Annotated in this window: 15 protein-coding genes; 6 read left to right on the forward strand and 9 right to left on the reverse strand. The window is 64.1% G+C overall.

Annotated elements, in window-relative coordinates; translation table 11 throughout:
* Positions 1 to 188: 188 nt before the first annotated feature.
* The gene (locus JG739_RS21650; RefSeq protein ID WP_202363301.1) at positions 189 to 2852 is read left to right on the forward strand and encodes a hybrid sensor histidine kinase/response regulator; all 2664 of its coding nucleotides are present in this window, start codon (positions 189 to 191) and stop codon (positions 2850 to 2852) included.
* Positions 2849 to 3562 carry a response regulator gene (locus JG739_RS21655; protein ID WP_202363302.1) on the forward strand — a complete coding sequence of 238 codons (714 nt, stop codon included), beginning with the start codon at positions 2849 to 2851 and terminating at the stop codon, positions 3560 to 3562. The genes JG739_RS21650 and JG739_RS21655 overlap by 4 nt, the downstream gene beginning before the upstream one ends.
* Before the next feature lie 41 nt (positions 3563 to 3603).
* Here JG739_RS21655 and JG739_RS21660 read toward each other — a convergent pair whose 3' ends face one another.
* Complete coding sequence (locus tag JG739_RS21660; protein ID WP_202363303.1) at positions 3604 to 4296, reverse strand: hypothetical protein; 693 nt, start codon at positions 4294 to 4296, stop codon at positions 3604 to 3606.
* Positions 4297 to 4619: 323 nt separating this feature from the next.
* On the opposite strand from JG739_RS21660, the gene JG739_RS21665 reads away from it, so the two are divergent.
* Both JG739_RS21665 and JG739_RS21670 read left to right on the forward strand, forming a co-directional pair.
* Positions 4620 to 5054, forward strand: coding sequence for a hypothetical protein (locus JG739_RS21665; RefSeq protein ID WP_202363304.1), 435 nt, complete (start codon positions 4620 to 4622; stop codon positions 5052 to 5054).
* A gap of 99 nt (positions 5055 to 5153) precedes the next feature.
* Positions 5154 to 6011 carry an ADYC domain-containing protein gene (locus JG739_RS21670; protein WP_202363305.1) on the forward strand — a complete coding sequence of 286 codons (858 nt, stop codon included), beginning with the start codon at positions 5154 to 5156 and terminating at the stop codon, positions 6009 to 6011.
* Between the two features lie 81 nt (positions 6012 to 6092).
* Here JG739_RS21670 and JG739_RS21675 read toward each other — a convergent pair whose 3' ends face one another.
* The 5 genes from JG739_RS21675 to JG739_RS21695 all read right to left on the reverse strand — a co-directional run bounded on the left by JG739_RS21675 (position 6093) and on the right by JG739_RS21695 (position 12875).
* On the reverse strand, positions 6093 to 6989 hold the full coding sequence (locus JG739_RS21675; protein WP_202363306.1) for a patatin-like phospholipase family protein: 897 nt from the start codon (positions 6987 to 6989) through the stop codon (positions 6093 to 6095).
* Between the two features lie 243 nt (positions 6990 to 7232).
* Positions 7233 to 8483, reverse strand: a complete 1251-nt coding sequence (locus JG739_RS21680; RefSeq protein WP_446720510.1) for a M16 family metallopeptidase — start codon at positions 8481 to 8483, stop codon at positions 7233 to 7235.
* Between the two features lie 262 nt (positions 8484 to 8745).
* On the reverse strand, positions 8746 to 10110 hold the full coding sequence (locus JG739_RS21685) for a M16 family metallopeptidase (RefSeq protein ID WP_202363307.1): 1365 nt from the start codon (positions 10108 to 10110) through the stop codon (positions 8746 to 8748).
* A 94-nt stretch (positions 10111 to 10204) separates the two neighbouring features.
* The gene (gene rsmD / locus JG739_RS21690) at positions 10205 to 10759 is read right to left on the reverse strand and encodes a 16S rRNA (guanine(966)-N(2))-methyltransferase RsmD (protein ID WP_202363308.1); all 555 of its coding nucleotides are present in this window, start codon (positions 10757 to 10759) and stop codon (positions 10205 to 10207) included.
* Positions 10740 to 12875: a pseudouridine synthase gene (locus JG739_RS21695; RefSeq protein ID WP_202363309.1), complete on the reverse strand. Its 2136-nt coding sequence runs from the start codon at positions 12873 to 12875 to the stop codon at positions 10740 to 10742. The genes rsmD and JG739_RS21695 overlap by 20 nt, the downstream gene beginning before the upstream one ends.
* Before the next feature lie 278 nt (positions 12876 to 13153).
* Between JG739_RS21695 and JG739_RS21700 the strand changes: the two genes are divergently transcribed.
* A complete protein-coding gene (locus tag JG739_RS21700) occupies positions 13154 to 13606 on the forward strand; it encodes a nucleoside deaminase (RefSeq protein WP_202363310.1) in 453 nt (150 codons plus the stop codon).
* Between the two features lie 10 nt (positions 13607 to 13616).
* Here JG739_RS21700 and JG739_RS21705 read toward each other — a convergent pair whose 3' ends face one another.
* Positions 13617 to 14294, reverse strand: coding sequence for a hypothetical protein (locus JG739_RS21705; protein ID WP_202363311.1), 678 nt, complete (start codon positions 14292 to 14294; stop codon positions 13617 to 13619).
* 353 nt (positions 14295 to 14647) lie between these two features.
* A complete protein-coding gene (ileS, locus tag JG739_RS21710) occupies positions 14648 to 17647 on the reverse strand; it encodes an isoleucine--tRNA ligase (protein ID WP_202363312.1) in 3000 nt (999 codons plus the stop codon).
* Between the two features lie 54 nt (positions 17648 to 17701).
* On the opposite strand from ileS, the gene JG739_RS21715 reads away from it, so the two are divergent.
* Positions 17702 to 18199: an antitoxin Xre-like helix-turn-helix domain-containing protein gene (locus tag JG739_RS21715; RefSeq protein ID WP_202363313.1), complete on the forward strand. Its 498-nt coding sequence runs from the start codon at positions 17702 to 17704 to the stop codon at positions 18197 to 18199.
* Positions 18200 to 18219: 20 nt separating this feature from the next.
* Here JG739_RS21715 and JG739_RS21720 read toward each other — a convergent pair whose 3' ends face one another.
* On the reverse strand, positions 18220 to 19032 hold the full coding sequence (locus JG739_RS21720) for a MipA/OmpV family protein (protein ID WP_202367572.1): 813 nt from the start codon (positions 19030 to 19032) through the stop codon (positions 18220 to 18222).
* Positions 19033 to 19247: the final 215 nt, after the last annotated feature.

The following is a 19247-nucleotide window of genomic DNA, read 5'->3' on the forward strand; positions in this document are numbered from 1 at the left end:
CGATACGACACAATTGAAACAATAGAAGCCGGGAGACCGGGCGTACGGCATCATTGCGAAACATCCTCCTTCTATCTTTCAACGACTTCGGGCAGGTGGCCATGCAGGCCGGCTTGACAGGCCGCGGGCCGTTCAGTCCACTGCCCTGCAACCGTCGTGACGGCGCATCCGTCTGTGGAGACCTCGCCGTGCCGACCTCCTCGAAGCTGTCCAGGCATTGCGCGTCGTTGATGGCAGCCTGCATTATGCCGCTTCTCGTGCTTGTCGCCGGCATCGGCCTCTATCAGTCCTACGCCCAGCAACAGTCGTTTTTTCCTTATGCGGTCATCCTGGTCGGGTCGCTTGTCTGCGTATTCGCCTTGCACCGAGTGCTTCTGAGGGAGATCGTCGATCCTGCGATCTCGCTCGTCGACCATGTCCGCTCCGGCGCCGCCGGCAAGCCTACCGACAACCGCGGGGCCATCCTCAAAAGGTCGGCGCTTTGGCAGCCCTGGATCGACATGGCTTCGAGCATCTTTGCCGAAAACCGCACTGCCTTGCGCGAACTGGCCGACAGCGAACAGCGCTACCGCAATGTTGTCGAGGCTCAGACGGAATACATCATCCGGGTCGCGCCGAATGGGCGCATGAGCTTCGCCAACGACGCCTATTGCCGCCTGGTCGGCAAGACGCGCGAAGAGTTGCTAAGCCCGGACTGGCACTATTTCAACTCGTTTTCCGCCGATTTCGGCAGCTTCGACGAGATCATCGGTCGCGTGACCCCCGAACGGCCTGTCTGCGAGGTGGAAGAGGCCGGCGCACTGAGTGACGGCCGCGAGGTCCATATCCATTGGACCGATCGCGGCATCTTCGACGACAGCGGCAAGCTCATCGAAATCCAGTCGGTCGGGCGCGATGTTGCCGAACAGAAACTCGCCCGTCAGGCACTCGAAGCCAGCGAGCAGCGCTACCGCAGCGTCGTCGAGCTGCAGACCGAATTCGTCGTCCGGATGTCGCCGGAAGGTCATTTGAGCTTCGTCAACGATGCCTATTGCCGGGCGTGCCGGATGACCCGCGAACAGCTTCTCGACCCGTCCTGGTGCGAACTCGACGTGCTGCCGCCACAGGAAAGGCACAGATTCCTGGACCACCTTGCCCGCCTCACCCCGCAGGCGCCGGATGCCAGCATGGAACTTTTCAATGCGATGCCTGATGGTGCGCGCCGATGGCTCGCCTGGAACGATCATGGCATTTTCGACAGCGACGGGCGCCTTGTCGAAGTGCAGTCCGTCGGCCGCGATATCTCTGACCGCGTCCTGGCCGAGCAAGCCAGGCTGGAAGCCGAGAAGCTGCTGGCCGAAAGAGAGGCGCAGTTTCGCGCCGTCGCCGAAGGCGTACCGCTGCCGATCATCATCTCGGCAATCAAAGGTCCCGAAATCCTGTTCGTCAACGAACCGGCGCGCAAGGTGCTCGGCATCGAGGTCGGCCAGGTCGGGGCCGAAGCGACGGCGACCTGGGCGGATCTCTCTCGGCGAGACGAGCTGCTGCGGCTCTTGCTGAGAGACGGTATCGTCGACGCGTTCGAAGCCGGCATGACCAACATGCAGGGCTCGAGCATCGATACACTGGTTTCGGCGCGGCTGATCACGCAGGCCGGTCGTTCGGCCATGCTTGCCGCCGTTACCGACATCACCCGCCAGCGCGAGGCCGAGGCGGAGATCGCACGCCAGCGCGAGACGCTGTACCAGTCGGAAAAACTCGCCGCTCTCGGTTCGCTGCTGGCCGGCGTGGCGCACGAGCTCAACAACCCGCTGTCCGTCGTCATCGGCTACAGTTCGATGCTGAAGGAATTTTCGACGGACAAGGCGACCGTGGGACGCGCCGACAAGATCCACGCGGCGGCCGAGCGATGCTCGCGCATCGTCCGCACCTTTCTGGCGATGGCCCGCAAGAAGCCGCCGACACGGGGCGCCGTCGACATCAACGAAGTCGTCGTCGCTTCGCTGGAACTTGCCGCCTACAGCCTGCGCTCGGCCGGGATCGAGATCCGCACCGAACTGGCGGAACCGCTTCCCAACATCTGGGGCGACAGGGACCAGCTTCATCAGGTGGTCACCAACCTGGTGGTGAACGCGCAGCAGGCTTTGCTGCAGGTCCCGCACCCGCGGCGGCTGACCATTGTCACCACCGGGGAGGACGATGGCGTCGAGATTGTTGTCGCCGACAATGGTCCAGGCATGCCGGAGACGGTCCGCGCGCGTGCTTTTGAGCCCTTTTATACGACCAAATTGGCCGGCGAAGGCACCGGCGTCGGGCTATCCGTCTGCCAGGGCATCGTCACGGCGCACGACGGCAGCATAGAACTGGATTCGACGGAGGGCGGCGGTGCACGGTTTACGATCCGGCTTGCGAGTGGTCGAGCCGAGACGGTTGCTCCGCCCGAAGCCGCAGGCAGGACGCCGCCTGCGCCCTCGGCCGCACGAATTCTGGTGGTCGACGACGACGCCGACATTGCCTCGATGATCGCCGAGATGCTGCGCCGCGACGGCCACGACGTCAGCGTCGCCGACGACGCCAATGCCGCGCTCAAGGCTGTGCGTGAGGAAGAAATAGACCTTTTGATCAGCGACATACGCATGCCCGGCCTCGATGGCCCCGGCCTCTACCGCGCGCTGGAACAATTGCGCCCCGGGCTCACGCGACGGCTGCTGTTCGTGACCGGCGACACACTGGCACCCGAGATCGATCGCTTCATCGGCGAGACGGGCGCGCCGGTGATCGAGAAGCCGCTCGATCCACAGACCTTTCGCAGGCTGGTGATGGAACGCCTGGGAGCGACGCAGACCAGCGCAATGGAAGAGGCCAAAGCGTGACAAAACAGAAATTGCTCATCGTCGACGACGAGGCGCCGTTGCGCGAGATGCTGTCGGACTACCTGCTCATGCACGGCTTCGATGTCCGATCCGTGGCGGATGGAGCGGGAATGCTAACCGAACTCGATCGCTTTGGCCCCAATCTGGTCGTTCTCGACGTCAATCTTGTCGGCGAAAGCGGCTATGACCTCGCCCGCGAAATCGCCAAACGCAGCCGCGCCGGCATCCTGATGCTGACCGCCGTCGGTGACCTGCCGCATCGGCTCGAAGGCCTTGCCGCCGGCGCCGACGACTATATGGCCAAGCCGTTCGAGCCGCGTGAGCTTCTGGCGCGTGTCAGAAGCGTCATCCGGCGCCTGGGCGAGGAGGAGCGGACGTCCGAAAACCGCATCCGTTTCGGCGGCTGCATCCTCGATATGGGCGGCCGCACGATGGTCGATACGTACGGCGCCGAGGTGCGGTTGACGTCGATGGAATTCGACCTGCTGTGCGTCTTCGCGCGCCATCCCCGGCAGATATTGTCGCGCGACCAGCTATGCAGGCTGGCCCACAACCGCGACCTCGAGCCGGGCGACCGCAGCATCGACATCCGCATTACCCGACTGCGCAAGAAGTTCGAAACCGAACCGGACACTCCGACCGTCCTGGTGACGGTTCGCGGCGAAGGCTATGTCTACGAGCCTGCTTACGATGAGGCGCGGCGCCGCTAACTACTGAGCGCCGGCCGGCCGGTATGGTCTGTGGCTTCGCCTTACACGACCGGCCGGCGCGCCCGGCGATGTTCCCGCCGCAAGCTTCGCACCGTGTCGTGCACAACAGGAATGGTCCAGCGCGCGGTCATCGTCGCGATCAGCAGCCCGGCAACCGGATCGATGAAGCGGGCTATCATCGTGCCTTGCCAAATCATCGCTGTTGCGAGCGATGCGGCGATGAGCAGGTTCGACGACATCTTGTCCGAGAACAGGCAGATTTGCGCGCGGGCCAGCGCGGATGCAGCAAGCCTGTTGCGGGCCTTCCATCGGCGCAGGATCCATAGGTTGATTATCGCGTAAGCCAGGTTCACGCTCATGGCGAGAACGACGCCCTGGCCGTGGGGCTCGACGCCACCGGCTGCGATGCGCTGGACCGCGATGCTGGCGACGACAGCCATTGAGAGGCACATGCCCAGCGCAGCGAACGCATTGGCGAGCGTCTCGGCCAAGGCCGCCTGACGCTTGCCACCGGTGCCCGCATTGTTGCGGCCGCCAGCCACTACGGCGACGGTGGCCAGCACCAGCATGTCCATCAGCGTCAGCGCGAGATCGGCGCGGATGGTCAGCGACGTCGACGTCGCCGCCGCATATGCCGTCAGCAGCAGGCCAGGCGTACCCGCCACCACCGCCAGACGTGCCGTTTGGGCCGCCGTCGCCTCGCCGCTCGATCGGGTGGTTCGCAAAGATTGCATCGCCAGAAATCTCCTGTTTCTGGCCTCACCAATGACGCGGGGATGTTGCACGGATTTGTCAATTTGCCGGCTGAAGGTTTCCTTTGTGTCGCTGCGCCGTGCGTACGCGGTGATTTATTTGAGGGGATGCAGACGCGGGCCGTCATACCTGTCTGCACCATGACAAGGCGGGCGCTCGCCGAGTGCGTGACCGGGCCAGACCGCAACAATTGAAACAGAAACGGCTGAATTCGGCATTCGTCCGAAACAGCCGGGAGCGAAAAGCCGCTTATGGAGCGAACCCGACGGGATGGCTCCGCTGAAAACGAAAAAGGGAAATCAAGATGAATCGCTTCAAGACATACATGGCCGCTGCCGCGGCAATGGCCTGCCTCGCGGCCCCGGCCAGCGCCGGTTGGCCGGTCGTCACCGGGAACGGCAAATCGCTGAACGGGCTGAAGCAGAATTCGCTGACCAGCAATTCATTGACCCACAACGGCCTCGGCGTCTATGCACTCAACGGCGTGCATGCCGACGGCATCGTTCTGGCGAAAAGCCTCGCTCCGGCCGGCAGGTCCATCATCGACCCGAACATCCGCTCCGTCATCGACCCGAACTTCCGCTCCGTCATCGACCCTAACATCCGCGGTTTGCCGGCTGTCCAGAAGAACCGGTCATCGATCGCGGGCAAGAAGAGCAACGGGCTTCCGTCCGGCCAGCACGGCACTGGCAGCGCCGGGACCAATAACGACCGGCCGACCCCGACGCGGAGGCGTTAAGGCGCGCACCCGATTTTATCGACAATCGAACGGACGGCGTTGTGCTGTCCGTTCTCATTGGCCGCGCTTCGCTAGCAAAACTGCCGTCAGGAACCAACCATGTCAGCCCACCGCCCTGCCCATATCGGCCGCCATGCATTGGTGGTCCTTGCCACAGCCATTTCCAGCATGGCCGCGGTGCCTCCGGCTGATGCAGGGGCCAAACAAACGATCAGGTCGATCTCCGTTGTCGGCACAAGGTTCGAAGTGACGACGGCAGATGGTCGCATTCTTCCTCAAGAGGATCTCGTCGGCGCCATTCTGACGATTGCTGACGGACGGGACCAGGTGCCGCTGCGCATCGATGCGGTCGAGATCGATCCGAGGAATCCGGATGGCGGGATCATGCTCTACGCCATGTCGACCCGCGACCCGACTGGCGGTGCGTGGCGCAACATCTGCGAACCGGACATCGAGGGCCGGCGCATGGGCTTTCCGCTCGCCGGCACCTGGACGCAGGACGGTCGCCATTTGCCGTCCGACACGGCGTTCAGCATCACCTGCACCGGCGGTGCCCAGGCGAAATGCGTGCGCTTTGGATATCGGCCCTGGGAGAGGTCGCCGGACGGCACACCGCTGTGGGATCATCATCAGGCGTGCACCCGCATGATCCGCGCCGATTATTGCGGCGATGGCGTCGGCCACACCCGCAACGGGACGCCGATCGTCGTCTACGATCACAAGGGCATTCAACAGGACGAGGCCGCGCCTGACATGTCGTTCGAAGCGGCATGGGGCGCCGGCGGGGCGCTTTGCGTCAGCCACACCAGAATACCCGACGTGCTGACTATGGAGGGACTGGCGGCGATCTGCCCGGGCGTGCGGCAACAGCCGCGAACAGCGTGCGAAAACCGTGCCGGGGGGCTGATCCTCAACCGTTCGGTCGACCGGCGAACGGTTCAGGCCGCAACGGAATAGTCATGCTGCGGGGGGTCTGCTGGGTTTCTCGGAGTGCGGATGTTCGAGAAGGTCAAACGCATGCACTGAGGCCGCCAGGCGTCAGAGTTTCCGCGCCACGCCCCCCACCTGCTTGGTGCGCTTGCTCGTGTCGACCTTGGCCCGCATCTCCACCGCCTTCTCGATCTCCCGCTTCAGCTCGTCTTTGATATCAGCCGTTTCGGCCATCAAGGCGTCGATCTTCATGAAATCGAGCACGCGGTATTTCGACACCGCCGGCCTGACCAGTATGTCCGGCTGGCATTGCCTCAGCTTTGCGGCGATGATCGACTGCATCATCAATTGCGTGGCGCCGAACATCAGGTCTACGGAGGTCGGGTATTTGCGCCCGCCTTTGGTCGGCGCGCCAACGACGTCGACGGCGACGATGATGTCGGCGTCGTCCTCGATCAGGTCGAACGGCACCGGATTGTAGATGCCGCCGTCGATCAGCAGTCTGCCGTCGCGCATCACAGGGCGAAATACCGCGGGAATAGCCGCAGAGGCGGCAAGCGCTGAATGCAGGTCGCCGTCGCTCAGCACGGCGACCTTATGGCCGAAGAAATCCGTGGCCGTCACCTTCAGCGGTATTTTCAGCTCGGCGAAGCTTTCGGGTATGGCGTCGGGCATGAATGCCTTGAGGATGCGCTCTACATTGAACTGGGTGACACCCAGCCCGCCCTGCAGCGCCTCGGCAAAGGTGCCTGGCCGCGCCCGCCACATGCGCGCCGCCACCTCGGCGCGGCGGCCGAGGATCGAGCGCAAGTAGGCGTGAATGTCGCTGCCGGCCATGCCCGAAGCCATGCCGGCGCCCATGATGGCGCCGATCGATGAGCCTGATATGGCGACCGGCCTTATACCCAGCTCGTCCAGCACCTCGATGACATGGATATGCGCCAGGCCGCGCGCGCCGCCGCCGCCGAAGGCGATGCCGAAAGTGGGGCCGTTGCTAGCCGCCATTTCCCACACTCCATGCGGCGGTGCTAAAGGGGAATTCGGGGCCGCTGCGCGTCTTTCCTTCTCCCCTTGTGGGAGAAGGTGGATCGGCGCGCAGCGCCGAGACGGATGAGGGGTGTTGGACGGAGTACTGTTGGCGCCAAGCTGGAGCACCCCTCATCCGTCGCCTTCGGCGACACCTTCTCCCACAAGGGGAGAAGGGGGAGCCAACCGGCGCAGGCCAGTGTGCGGCATGCGGGCAATGGCTCATTCCTCCTTGGCCTCACCGTGCTTCGGCCCGACGACCATGATGGCCGGCTCGGCGGAGAGCAGCTTTTTCGCCGCCGCCTTGACCTGATCCAGCGTCACCGCGTTGATGAGGGCGGCGCGCCGCTGCATATAGTCGATGCCGAGCTTGTCGAGTTGCAGTTCGAGCAGCGTCGCGGCGATGGCGGCAGAGGAGTTCAGATTGTTGATGGCGTAGGCGCCGACCAAGTATTTCTTGGTCGCCGCCAGTTCTGCTTCGGTCGGCCCTTCCTGGGCCATGCGCTTCACCACCTCGCGCACCACTGCCAAAGTCTCGGCCGCCCGATCCGCGCGGGTCGATGTCGTGATGGCCAGGGCGTTAGCGTGCTGGTGGTCGACCAGGTCGGAACTGACGCTGTAGGCCAGACCGCGTTTTTCACGCACCTCTTCGAACAGCCGCGAGGTGAAGGCGCTGCCGCCGAGGATCTCGTTCATCAGAACCGCGGCGAAGAAATCGGGCGCACTCCGCTCGACGCCGGGATAGGCGAGTTGCAGCGATGTCTGGGGCTGATCGTAGTTGACCTCGAGCTGCTGGTTGAGTTTCGGATCGACATCGGCGACCGCGCTGAGCGCCTGATGTTGCGGCAGGCCGCCGAAGACCAGATCGAGCTTTTTCTTCAACGTCTCGGCATCGATGGCGCCGACCACCGCCACATGCAGCCCGTCGCGAGCGAAATTCGCCTTGTGAAAGGCGATGAGATCGTCCGGCGTGATGGTGGCAATGCTTTGCCTGGTGCCTTCCTCGGGCCGTGCATAGGGATGAGTGCCGTATAGCGCCTCCAGCCATTTGCGCTGGGCGAGCGTGTCCGGGTCAAGCTCGTTGGCGATGATGCCGGACAGCACTTGCGCGCGGATGCGGTCGATTGGCGCCTGGTCGAAACGCGGCTCTGTGACCGCCAGCCGCAACAGGTCGAACGCCGCGTCGCGCTGCTCGGCAAGCATGCGCATCGAGCCATAGATGCCGTCGCGCGCCGCCTCGAAGCTCAACTCGGCGCCGACGTCGTCGAGCTTGATCTGGAAGTCCTCGCTGTCGAGATTGCCGGCGCCCTCGTCGAACAGGCCGCTCATCAGATTGGCAAGGCCCTCCTTTCCAGCGGGATCCTGCGTCGTGCCGCCATCGAACGCGAAGCGGATGGCGACGAGCGGCACGGAATAATCCTCCACCAGCCAGGCGGTGATGCCCTTTGACGACGTCACCTCCTGGATGCTCATGGCCGCACGAGCGGAAAGCGCCGGCAGGACGAGGAAGACGAGGGAGAGGAGCAGGGTGACTAAAGGGGCTATGCGCGATCTTCCCTTCTCCCCCTGTGGGAGAAGGTGGCCGAGCGCAGCTCGGTCGGATGAGGGGTGTTCCAGCTTGGCACCAACAGCACTCCGTCCAACACCCCTCATCCGGCTTGGCGCTGCGCGCCAATCCACCTTCTCCCACAAGGGGAGAAGGCAAAACGCGCGGCTATGCTGGTTCCTCATCACATCAATTCCCTGCCTGTGTCTGCGGCAAGAGATAGCCTGATGTCGAATGGTTGAGATTGAGATAGCGCGCCGCAACCTGCCTGACTTCGTCGGCGGTGACCTTGCGGATGCGGCCAGGCCATTCCTCGACATCCCTGACGTTGCCGCCGGTGGCGAGCGTCGCGCCGTAGATGTTGGCCATCGAATCCTGCTTGTCGCGCGCGAAGATCATCGAGCGGACGAAACGATCCTTGGCCTTCTCCAGCTCGCCTGATGTGACGCCGTCCTTGGCGATGCGGGCGACCTCGGCCTCGACCGCCGCCTGGACGTCGGCCAGCTTGGCGTCGCCGCGCGGCGCGCCATAGACGGTGAAGTTGGTGGCGTCGAGCATGGTGCCCTGAAAAAAGGCGCCGGCCTCGGCGGCAATGCCTTGCTTGACGACAAGCTGCTGGTAGAGCCGGCTGCGGCTGCCGCCGCCGAGGATCTCCGCCAGCAGGTCCAACGCTTCCGCTTCGCCCGGCTTCGCAGTGTGATAGGAGGGAACCACCCATTGCGTCGAAAAGTTCGGCACGCTGACACGCGCGTCGGTGAGCGTCACCGTGCGCCTGGTGTTCTGTTCGGGTTCGACCGGGCGGATGCGCGGCGGCAGGTCTGGACCACGCGCGACCTTGCCATAGGTCTTTTCGGCCAGCGCCTTGACCAGCTGCGGCTCGACATCGCCGGCGACCACCAGCACGGCGTTGTTGGGCGTATAATATTTGTCGTAGAAGGCCTTGGCGTCGGCGCGGTTCAGCTTCTCCATTTCCTGCATCCAGCCGATCACCGGAATACGATAGGGCTGGTTCTGCCAGAGCGTGGCGTCGACCTCCTCGCCGAGCACTGCCTGCGGATTGCTGTCGATGCGCGAGCGGCGTTCCTCGAGGATGACGTCGCGCTCGGTGGCGATGACGTCGTCGTTGAGGATGAGGTTGCGCATGCGATCGGCCTCGAAATCCATCATCTGCTCGAGCGCCTGCGGCACCACCGTCTCGTAAAAGGCGGTGTAGTCATAGGAGGTGAAAGCGTTGTTCGAACCGCCGATGGCGGAGACGGCGCGGTCGAACGCGCCGGCCGCATGATTGGTCGTCGCCTTGAACATCAGATGCTCGAAGAAATGGGCGATGCCGGACTTGCCCGGCGGCTCATCGGCGCTGCCGATCTTGTACCACACCATATGAGTGACAATCGGGGCGCGGTGATCGGGGATGACAACAACCTCCATGCCGTTGTCGAGCAGGAAATTCGTCACCTTGCCGTCGTCCGGCTTGTTTTCGGCCAGAACCGGGCCGGTCATCACGAGAGCCAGCGCAAAAAGCGTTCCGCGCAGCCAGTCAGCCTGAGATGTCATTAACGACTCCGGTCGTCATGGGGTGGAACGATAGGCGGGGGTGTTGCCACAGGCAAATTGATTTGTTCGTCATTTTGAAGGCGCTGCGCCCCCTTCATCCAACCTCGATAAAACGGATAACCGTCTCGCCATAGCTGCGCTCGTCGATAACCGAAAAGCCCGGTCCTGCCTCGAACGGCGCCGCTGCCGCCTCCTCGACGACGCAGAGCGCCCCGGGGGCGAGCCAGCCGCCGGCCTTGGCCGAGCGCAAGGCACGCTCGCCGAGGCCCTTGCCATAGGGCGGGTCGGCGAACACCAGGCCGAACGCGGCCATCGTGCCCGCCTCGCCCAGAGCCGTAGCGTCGCGACGGAATATCTTGGTACGCCCGGTGAGGCCGAAGGCCTCGACATTGGTGCGGATCAGGCCGCGCCCTTCCGCCGATTCTTCGATGAAGACGCCATAAGACGCGCCACGCGACAGCGCCTCGAGGCCGAACGCGCCGGTGCCGGCGAACAGGTCGAGCACCCGCGCGCCGACCAGCCTGTCGGGGAAACGATGCGCCAGCACGTTGAACACAGCCTCGCGGGTGCGGTCGGAGGTCGGACGGATGGCGCTTGAGCGGGGCGTCGCCAGCGGACGCCCGCGAAACTCACCGCCGACGATCCGCATTGCCTCCCCTTGATCCCCTGGGGCCGCTGCGCGGTCGGTCACCGCCTTTGCCGCTATCACTGCCGCCGGAACTTGGGCGTTCGCCACGCGGCTTGCCGAACGGCTTTGCGCCTCCCGGTTTTCCCCCTCCCGGCTTTCCATGGGCGGGCTTGCCGTAAGACGGCTTGAACGAAGCCTTGCGTTCCTTGGCTTCGGCCGCCTTGGCGGCATCGGCGTCCGCCCTGCCCTTGCCGATCGGCCGCGCGCCCGGCGCCATCCAGACATTGGCCTTGCGCTGGCCCGGCGGCTCGATCGGGCGCTGCTCGCGTACGGATTTTTTCCCGCCGCCCGGCTTGCCGCCAAAGCCGCCTGGCCCGCTGCGTTCAGTTTTGGGGCCACGCTCACCAAAGCTCTTTTCCGGCCCAAAACTTCTGCCGAGACTTGTCGACAGCTTGCCCAGCGCCTCGTCGCGGGTGCCTTCGCGGCGCTTGCGGTTCTTGATCAATCCGCCCTCGCCGATCGGACGGCGTTCGCCATCGCGGATGAATTTCGGCCGCTCCGGTTCCTCTTCCCGCTCGCGCCGCACCGGCCTGTTGGAAAACGGCTTGGTGATGTCAGCGTCGAAATTGGCGCCGGACTCCTCGACCAGGCGCTCGCCGAGCTGGTCGCGCAGCACCCGGCCCTTGATCTCCAGCACATGGCCCTCGGGCAGGTCGTCGAGCTGGAACGGTCCGTAGGAAATGCGGATCAGTCGCGTCACGTCGAGGCCGAGCGAGCCCAGTATGTTCCTGACTTCGCGGTTCTTGCCTTCGCGCAGGCCGAGCGTCAGCCAGGCGTTGGTGCCTTGCTCGCGGTCGAGCGTCGCCTCGATGGCGCCATAGAAGACGCCGTCGACGGCGATGCCTTCGCGTAAGCCGGCGAGCGCACTTTCCTCGACCTTGCCGTGGACGCGTACGCGGTAGCGCCTGAGCCAGCCGGTCGCCGGCAGTTCGAGCACGCGCGCCAGCCCGCCGTCATTGGTGAGCAGCAGCAGGCCTTCGGTGTTGATGTCGAGCCGGCCGATGGTCATCAGCCGCGGCAGGTCGGCCGGCAGCACGTCGAAGACGGTCTTGCGGCCCTCGGGATCGCGATTGGTGGTGACGACGCCGGCCGGCTTGTGGAACAGGAACAGCCGGGTGCGCTCGATCGGCGGGATCTCCATGCCGTCGAGATGGATGATGTCGCCAGGCATCACATTGAAGGCCGGCGAGGACAGCACCCTTCCATTGACCTTGACGCGGCCGGCCGCGATCAGTTCCTCGGCATCGCGACGCGAGGCAAGGCCGGCGCGGGCCAGCCGCTTGGCAATGCGCTCACCAGCCTCTTCCGTCGCTTCGGCGGGACGCGGGCGCGGCTTGAACCCGCCCGATGCCCCTTGCGGCCGATCACCGGCAAAATCGCGCTTGGGCCGATCGCCGAAGTCGCGTTTTGGGCGATCGCTGAAGTCTCCCCTGGGACGGTCGAAGCGCCTTTCACTGCGCTCACCTTCGGCAGCCGCCGGCCGCTCACCGCGCGGCGCGTAGGGTTTGCGCGGACCTTCGCGCTTCTCGTAAGGCTTGCCCTCTGGCCCGTTGCGGAACGGCCGTTCGCCACTCTTGAAGTCGCGCTTCGGCCGCTCGCCGTCGGCTGCCATCGGCCGGTCGCCGCGCGGCGCATAGGGCTTTCGAGGCCCCTCGCGCTTTTCATAAGGCTTGCCGTCAGGGCGCGGCCCCTTGCTGAACGGCCCGCCACTCTTTAAGTCGCGTTTCGGCCGCTCGCCGTCAGCCGCCAGCGGGCGGTCGCCGCGCGGGGCGTATGGCTTGCGCGGCCCGTCACGCTTCTCGTAGGGCTTGCCGTCAGGGCGCGGCCCCTTGCTGAACGGCCGGTCGCCACTTTTGAAGTCACGCTTCGGCCGCTCGCCGTCAGCCGCCATCGGCCGGTCGCCACGCGGCGCGTACGGTTTTTTCGCGCCGAAGGACGGCTTGCCGCCCTTGCCGGCAGCTGCATCGCGACCATGCGGGCTCGACGGTTTCGGGCCGTTCTTGCCCGAACCCTTTTGGCCCGGATCCTTTTGGCGCGGACCCTTTTGGCCCGGGAATTTCTTGTCTTTGTCGTCCATGTGGCTTTGCTCGTTTGCACTACAGCGCCGCGCGTCCGTACGGGACGCGCAAACGACGCTGCAGGACTTTGATTTGGCGCATGATCCCTTGCGAAACCGATTCCGGTTTTCGGGGTCATGCGCTAAAGCGCGTCGCGTTTGGCCGGCCTCAGGCGACGCGCTTTAGGTTGTTGTTTGTGCATGTCGTTATCGCAAAACCGCTGCGCACTTTTGCGCGACATGCATTAGATAACAGGATCACGCCGCAGTAGCGAGGAGATAATAGGAATGGAAACCGCTTGAAGCGGCCGGATTTCATGGCGCTGGCGCTGAAGGAGGCCGCAGCCGCCGCGCTGCGCGGCGAAGTGCCGGTCGGCGCGGTCATCGCCAGCGGCGATGCGGTCATTGCCAGTGCCGGCAACCGCACCCGCGAGCTTGCCGACCCTTCCGCCCATGCCGAGATGCTGGCGATCCGCGAGGCATGCCGCAAACTGTCAAGCGAGCGGCTCATCGGCCACGATCTCTATGTGACGCTGGAGCCCTGCGCCATGTGCGCCGGCGCCATTTCCTTCGCCAGGCTGCGCCGGCTTTATTTTGGCGCCGCCGACGAGAAAGGCGGCGCTGTCGTCAACGGCGTGCGATTCTTCGCCTCACCGACCTGCCACCACGTGCCAGACATCTATCCAGGCATGGCCGAGCGCGACGCGGCGCTGCTTCTGAAGGATTTTTTCAGGGAGCGACGCGAACCGTAGCGCCGGCAGCCTACCACGGCAGCCAGTCGAACATGCCGCCGCTCTTGTTCTTGGCGGCCGCTTCCCGCTTGAGGCGGCGTTCTTTCTTGTACTCGTCCTCGCCGAGGTCGTCGACCGGCGCGGTGGCGGCAGCGGCGCGATATTGCACCGGCGGCTCGCTCAGATATCTGCGGGTGTTCGGGTCACCCTGCTTTTGTTCGGCGAGGCGGCGCTTGACCTCGGCGGCGCGGCCCTTGTCCGAATCCGCCGGCTTCCAGGCCGGCGGATGACTGGAACCCGACTCCTTCAATGCAGCCTTGATCGCGGCCGGATCCGTCTGGACGTCATCAACGATCTGCGCCTGGTAGAACGGATCGTCCTGATTGAGCGTGGCCTCGGCGCGCAGGCGAGCGCGGCGTTGCTCGGGCGATTCCGGCCAATCGGCGCTTGCCGTGGCGATGCTGTCCTGCGGCGGCGGCAATTCCTTCTGTCCCGGCGCCGGCTTCACCAGTTCGGGGCGCGGCTTGTAGTCGATCTTTTCCTTGTTCTTCGGCATCACTGAAAAAGCGCTGGTGAGATCGCCGGCAAGCTGGGCGGAGGCGGTCTTGTCGGTCCCGTAGGTCGGCGAGCCCATGCAGCCGGACAGGGCCAGGCCGGATACGACAAGCGGCGCCAGCAGCGCAACGCGCGCGCAAGTTCTTTCGGTCATGCCAAAAAGTCCCACTCTAGACAGCCTCTCGATCGCCACCGGCCAAAGGTCCGGTCCCCATCGCCTATGCTCTTCCGACGGAAATCCGGCGACAATTTGTCGTCCGGAGTTTCGCGTGTTTACCTCAACCACTCGTTAAGGGCAACGAGCGGGGGCCGATCAGCCGCCCGCAGTGGCATTTGTGCACCGATATGGTCTGATGCATGTCGCTATCCCAAAACCGCTACACACCCCCGGGTCAGGCCCGGGGGGCATGCTTTTGGGCGACATGCATTCTGGCCGTGCATGTCGTTATCCCAAAACCGCTACACACCCCGGGTCAGCCCCGGGGGCATGCTTTTGGGCGACATGCATCAAAACCGACCAAGCGCCTTCAATTCATGCAGCACCGCCGCGTCCCGCGCCGAAACGTCGGGGAATTCCTTGTCCTGCCCGACATCGGCCGTGTAGCGCCATGAGCGCGCGCATTTGAGCAGGCCCCGGTCCTCGGCCTTCTCGACCACCACTGCGACGCCCTTGACGTCGTCCAGCGTGAAGGCGCCAGAAGGCACTCGGTCACCGCTTGAGCCATGCGCAATGACCAGATCGCTGGTGATCGCCATTTCGGCCATGTCGACATCTGATATCGCCGCTTCGAGCGCCGCATCATCGAGCGTGACGACCGGCACCGCTTCCAGCGACGAGCCGATAACCTTCTGGGCGCGGGCAATCTCCAGCGCGCCGGTGACGACACGGCGAACCTGCCGCACCTTGCGCCATTTTTCCGCCAGCGCCTCATTCTTCCAGTCGGCCGGGATTTGCGGAAACTGGTCGAGATGCACCGAGACGGCGTCCGGATGACGGTCGAGCCAGGCCTCCTCCATGGTGAAAGGCAGCATCGGCGCCAGCCATTTCACCAGGCAGTCGAACAGATGGCGCACCACCTGCACCGAAGCCTTGCGCTTCACGCTGGACGGCGCCTCGCAGTAGAGCGCGTCCTTGCGGACGTCAAAATAGAAGGCCGACAGCTCGACCACCATGAAGTCGAGCAGCGTGCGGGTGATGCGCTTGAACTCGAAGGCGTCGTAGCCGGCGCGCACGACTTCATCGAGTTCGGAAAGCCGGTGCAGCATCAGCCGCTCCAGTTCCGGCATCTTGTCCAGCGGCACGTCCTCGCCATCGTCATGGGCAAGCGTGCCCAGCATCCAGCGGATGGTGTTGCGCAGCTTGCGGTAGGCGTCGATGTTGGTCTGCAGCACGTTCTTGCCGAGCCGCTGGTCTTCCCAGTAGTCGGTGGTCACCACCCATAGCCTCAGGATATCGGCGCCCGACTGCTTGATGACGTCCTGCGGCACCACAGTATTGCCGAGTGACTTCGACATTTTCCGCCCCTCCTCGTCCATGGTGAAACCATGGGTGACGACGGTGTCGTAAGGCGCCCTGCCCCTGGTGCCGCAGCTTTCGAGCAGCGAGGAATGGAACCAGCCGCGATGCTGGTCGGAGCCTTCGAGATAGACGTCGGCCGGCCATTTCAGATCCGGACGATCCTCCAGGGTGAAGACATGGGTCGAGCCGGAATCGAACCAGACGTCGAGGATGTCCATCACCTGCTGCCATTTCGAGGCATCGTGATTGCCGAGGAAGCGCTCCTTGGCGCCGGCCGCAAACCACGCGTCGGCGCCTTCCTTCTCGAAGGCGTCGATGATGCGCTGGTTGACCGCCTCGTCGCGCAGGATGTTGCCGTCGGCATCGGCGAAGACGGCGATCGGCACGCCCCAGGCGCGCTGGCGCGACAGCACCCAATCGGGGCGCTCCTCGATCATGGCACGAATGCGGTTCTGGCCCGCCCCTGGCACGAAACGGGTGTCGTCGATCGCCTTCAGGGCACGGCTGCGCAGCGTCGTGCCATCGCCGAGATCCTTGTCCATATAGACGAACCATTGCGGCGTATTGCGGAAGATGATCGGCTTTTTCGAGCGCCAGGAATGCGGGTAGCTGTGCTTCAGCCGGCCGCGCGCGAACAGCGCGTTGTGCTTGATCAGTTCGTCGATGACCGCCTGGTTGGCGTTGCCCTTCTTGCCGTTGTCGTCGATGACGCGCGCCGCACCGCCCTCGCGGTCCGCGCCAAAGCCTGGCGCATCCTTGGTGAAGAAGCCGGCATCGTCGACGGTGAACGGGATCGCGGTGTCGATGCCGCGCTGGCGCAGATCCGACGCCGCATCCATCCAGGCGTCAAAATCCTCGCGGCCATGGCCCGGCGCGGTGTGGACGAATCCGGTGCCGGCTTCGTCGGTGACATGCTCGCCGGCGAGCAATGGGACATCGAATTCATAGCCGCCATTCAAACCTTTGAAGGGATGAGAAAGCGTAAGGCTTCCAAGCTCTTCGGCAGAAATGCTACGGAGGCGGTGCATCGTCACCTTGGCTTTGGTTGCAGCCTCTTGCGCCAGCGCGTCGGCAAAGATCAGCCTTTCGCCGGGCTGCGGGCCGAAAGCATTCTCGGCCGCAGTGACCTCGTAGAGGCCATAGTTGATGCGTGGCGAATAGTTCACGGCGCGATTGCCGGGGATGGTCCATGGCGTTGTCGTCCAGATAACGACATCGGCCTCCAGCAAGTCCAGTGACGTCTGCGTAAGCTTCGGATCCAGCTTTGCGAGTTGTCCATCGATGACGTCGGTGACTTGCCGGGCAAGGCTGACGACCGGGAACTTCGCCCAGATCATGTCGCTCTCATAATCCTGATATTCAACCTCGGCCTCGGCCAGTGCGGTGCGCTCGACCACGCTCCACATCACCGGCTTGGAGCCGCGATAGAGCTGGCCCGACATGGCGAATTTCAACAACTCGCCGGCGATGCGCGCCTCGGCATGGAACGCCATCGTCGTATAGGGATTGTCGAAGTCGCCGACGACGCCGAGCCTCTGGAACTCGCCGCCCTGCACCTTGATCCAGTGCGCGGCGAACTCGCGGCATTCCTTGCGGAACTCGTTGACCGGAACCTCGTCCTTGTTCTTGCCCTTGGCGCGGTATTGCTCCTCGATCTTCCATTCGATCGGCAGGCCGTGGCAATCCCAGCCGGGCACGTAGTTCGAGTCGTAGCCGCGCATCTGGAACGAGCGGATGATGACGTCCTTGAGGATCTTGTTCAGCGCATGGCCGATATGGATGTTGCCGTTGGCGTAGGGCGGGCCGTCATGCAGCACGTATTTTTCGCGACCGGCGGCGTTTTCGCGCAGCTTGCGGTAGAGCTCCATGTCCTGCCAGCGCTTGACCAGCAGCGGCTCCTTCTCGGGCAAGCCGGCACGCATCGGAAAATCCGTCTGCGGCAGATAAAGCGTTTTGGAATAGTCGATCGTTTCAACAGTGTCGGTCATCGGCGTATCGGTCATTGGTCTGCCATATGCATTGCCGGCAAAAGAGCCCGGGCGTTGAACTATCATGATCTGGAAAAAGCGCGAGGGGCCGCGCGCAAAATTCCCGGCGGCTCCGGCGGCACTCAGGCCGCCCGGAACACCGGGCCTGTAACTCGTATCGCAATCGCGAGCACGCGAGGAGACTGCGTCATGACCGGGCTTTTAGACGAGGCCGGCGCCATTGAAAAGCCCGAACTCGCGGACGCCTCCTCGCTTCATGTGCCAGTTGCGCATACATTTGTAGGCAAATGGCAGCAAGATGCCAAGGAGACGCCTGTGTCGGTCCCCACGGACAAGGTCGATCATCTGCGCAGTCTGGGGTTCAGCAGTGAAGAGCTCTATCGTATCATTGCCCCGTGCCGCACATTGGCGCGCCGCAAGGAACATGCCGAGCCGCTTTCGCCAGCTGAATCCGACCGCGCCTTGCGCTTGGAACGCATCGCCGAGCAGGCGTCAAGCATCACGATTGCCGGCCTGTACCGCTATCCGTTCGACAGCCGTTTGATCAAATGAACCAGCCGACGCCTGCCCGCTCACATCGAGAAATCGAAGCGATAGGTCGTCGATACGCCGATCGTGAACTGATCCCTTGAGCCGCGCTCCTTGACCAGGCTGGAATCGGCAGCCGGGCCCATCAGCCGCGCATATTCGCCGAACAGGCTGGCCGTCATCGGCTCAGTCACTTTCCAGGTCACCGCGCCGCCGAGGCCCGCCGACTTCACGCCACCGCCCGGTCGGTACCGGCTGAGGCCCGATGCCACGGCTTCCCCGGCGTCGACGCCGTAATAAGCGTCGAAATAGTCCGACGAGGCGAACGAAACGCGCGGCCCGCCCGAAATCCTGACCTCCGGCGTCACATCGTAAAATGCGTCGGCGGCGATGTCGGCGACGAAGCCGCTATGGGCGCGAATGCCGTGCCGCAATTCGGCGCGGGCGCGCACCCAGTCCAAAGGATAGAATTCGAAGAAGCCGCCGGCCTCGCCGCCCCAGCGCACCGGGTCGAGGCCCCTCAACTCGTCGGCGTCGTCGCCATCGCGCGAAAACAGGATTTTTCCGGCCAGGCCGGCGCGGAAGCCTCCTTCGTCGATCAACCCTAGCGAGATGTTGTCGTTGCGCGAGGTGAAGCGGGCCGCAGGACCGGCCTTGCCGAGCGAGATGATCGGCTGGGCGCTGAGTATATAACTCTTGCTGCCTTCGAAATCGGGGGCGACCAAGCCAGTGGCGCCGACCGTCAGATACCAGTCGCCGGACAGCCAGCCGAAAGCGCCCTCGCCGGCTTCGGCGACACTGGTGGCCCCAAGTATGAAGGCGGCCAGAACCACCGGATTCGCTCGGACAAAACGCATCATTACTCCATAAGTCGGACAGGTCGGCGATACAACCAGCGTTCACAAGCCATGGCGCCAGTTCAGTAAAATTTGGCTTAATGTCCGAAACATCGGCGGCGTTGGTCGTACTGTTCCGCATAGCCGTCGATTGTCCTGACCGCCGAGGTCCCCGATCAAGACGTCTGGAAATGCGCCAGCAGCTGCCAACTCGCTTCCCATCCTGGAATGTCTCG

Source organism: Mesorhizobium sp. L-2-11 (assembly GCF_016756595.1).
Classification (GTDB): domain Bacteria; phylum Pseudomonadota; class Alphaproteobacteria; order Rhizobiales; family Rhizobiaceae; genus Mesorhizobium.

Excerpts from the sequence above, each read along its gene's own strand:
- JG739_RS21660 (WP_202363303.1), bottom strand. The coding sequence starts at position 4,296 with ATGCAATCTTTGCGAACCACCCGATCGAGCGGCGAGGCGACGGCGGCC.
- JG739_RS21665 (WP_202363304.1), top strand. The coding sequence starts at position 4,620 with ATGAATCGCTTCAAGACATACATGGCCGCTGCCGCGGCAATGGCCTGC.
- JG739_RS21670 (WP_202363305.1), top strand. The coding sequence starts at position 5,154 with ATGTCAGCCCACCGCCCTGCCCATATCGGCCGCCATGCATTGGTGGTC.
- JG739_RS21675 (WP_202363306.1), bottom strand. The coding sequence starts at position 6,989 with ATGGCGGCTAGCAACGGCCCCACTTTCGGCATCGCCTTCGGCGGCGGC.
- JG739_RS21680 (WP_446720510.1), bottom strand. The coding sequence starts at position 8,483 with ATGAGCATCCAGGAGGTGACGTCGTCAAAGGGCATCACCGCCTGGCTG.
- JG739_RS21685 (WP_202363307.1), bottom strand. The coding sequence starts at position 10,110 with ATGACATCTCAGGCTGACTGGCTGCGCGGAACGCTTTTTGCGCTGGCT.
- rsmD (WP_202363308.1), bottom strand. The coding sequence starts at position 10,759 with ATGCGGATCGTCGGCGGTGAGTTTCGCGGGCGTCCGCTGGCGACGCCC.
- JG739_RS21695 (WP_202363309.1), bottom strand. The coding sequence starts at position 12,875 with ATGGACGACAAAGACAAGAAATTCCCGGGCCAAAAGGGTCCGCGCCAA.
- JG739_RS21705 (WP_202363311.1), bottom strand. The coding sequence starts at position 14,294 with ATGACCGAAAGAACTTGCGCGCGCGTTGCGCTGCTGGCGCCGCTTGTC.
- ileS (WP_202363312.1), bottom strand. The coding sequence starts at position 17,647 with ATGACCGACACTGTTGAAACGATCGACTATTCCAAAACGCTTTATCTG.
- JG739_RS21720 (WP_202367572.1), bottom strand. The coding sequence starts at position 19,032 with ATGCGTTTTGTCCGAGCGAATCCGGTGGTTCTGGCCGCCTTCATACTT.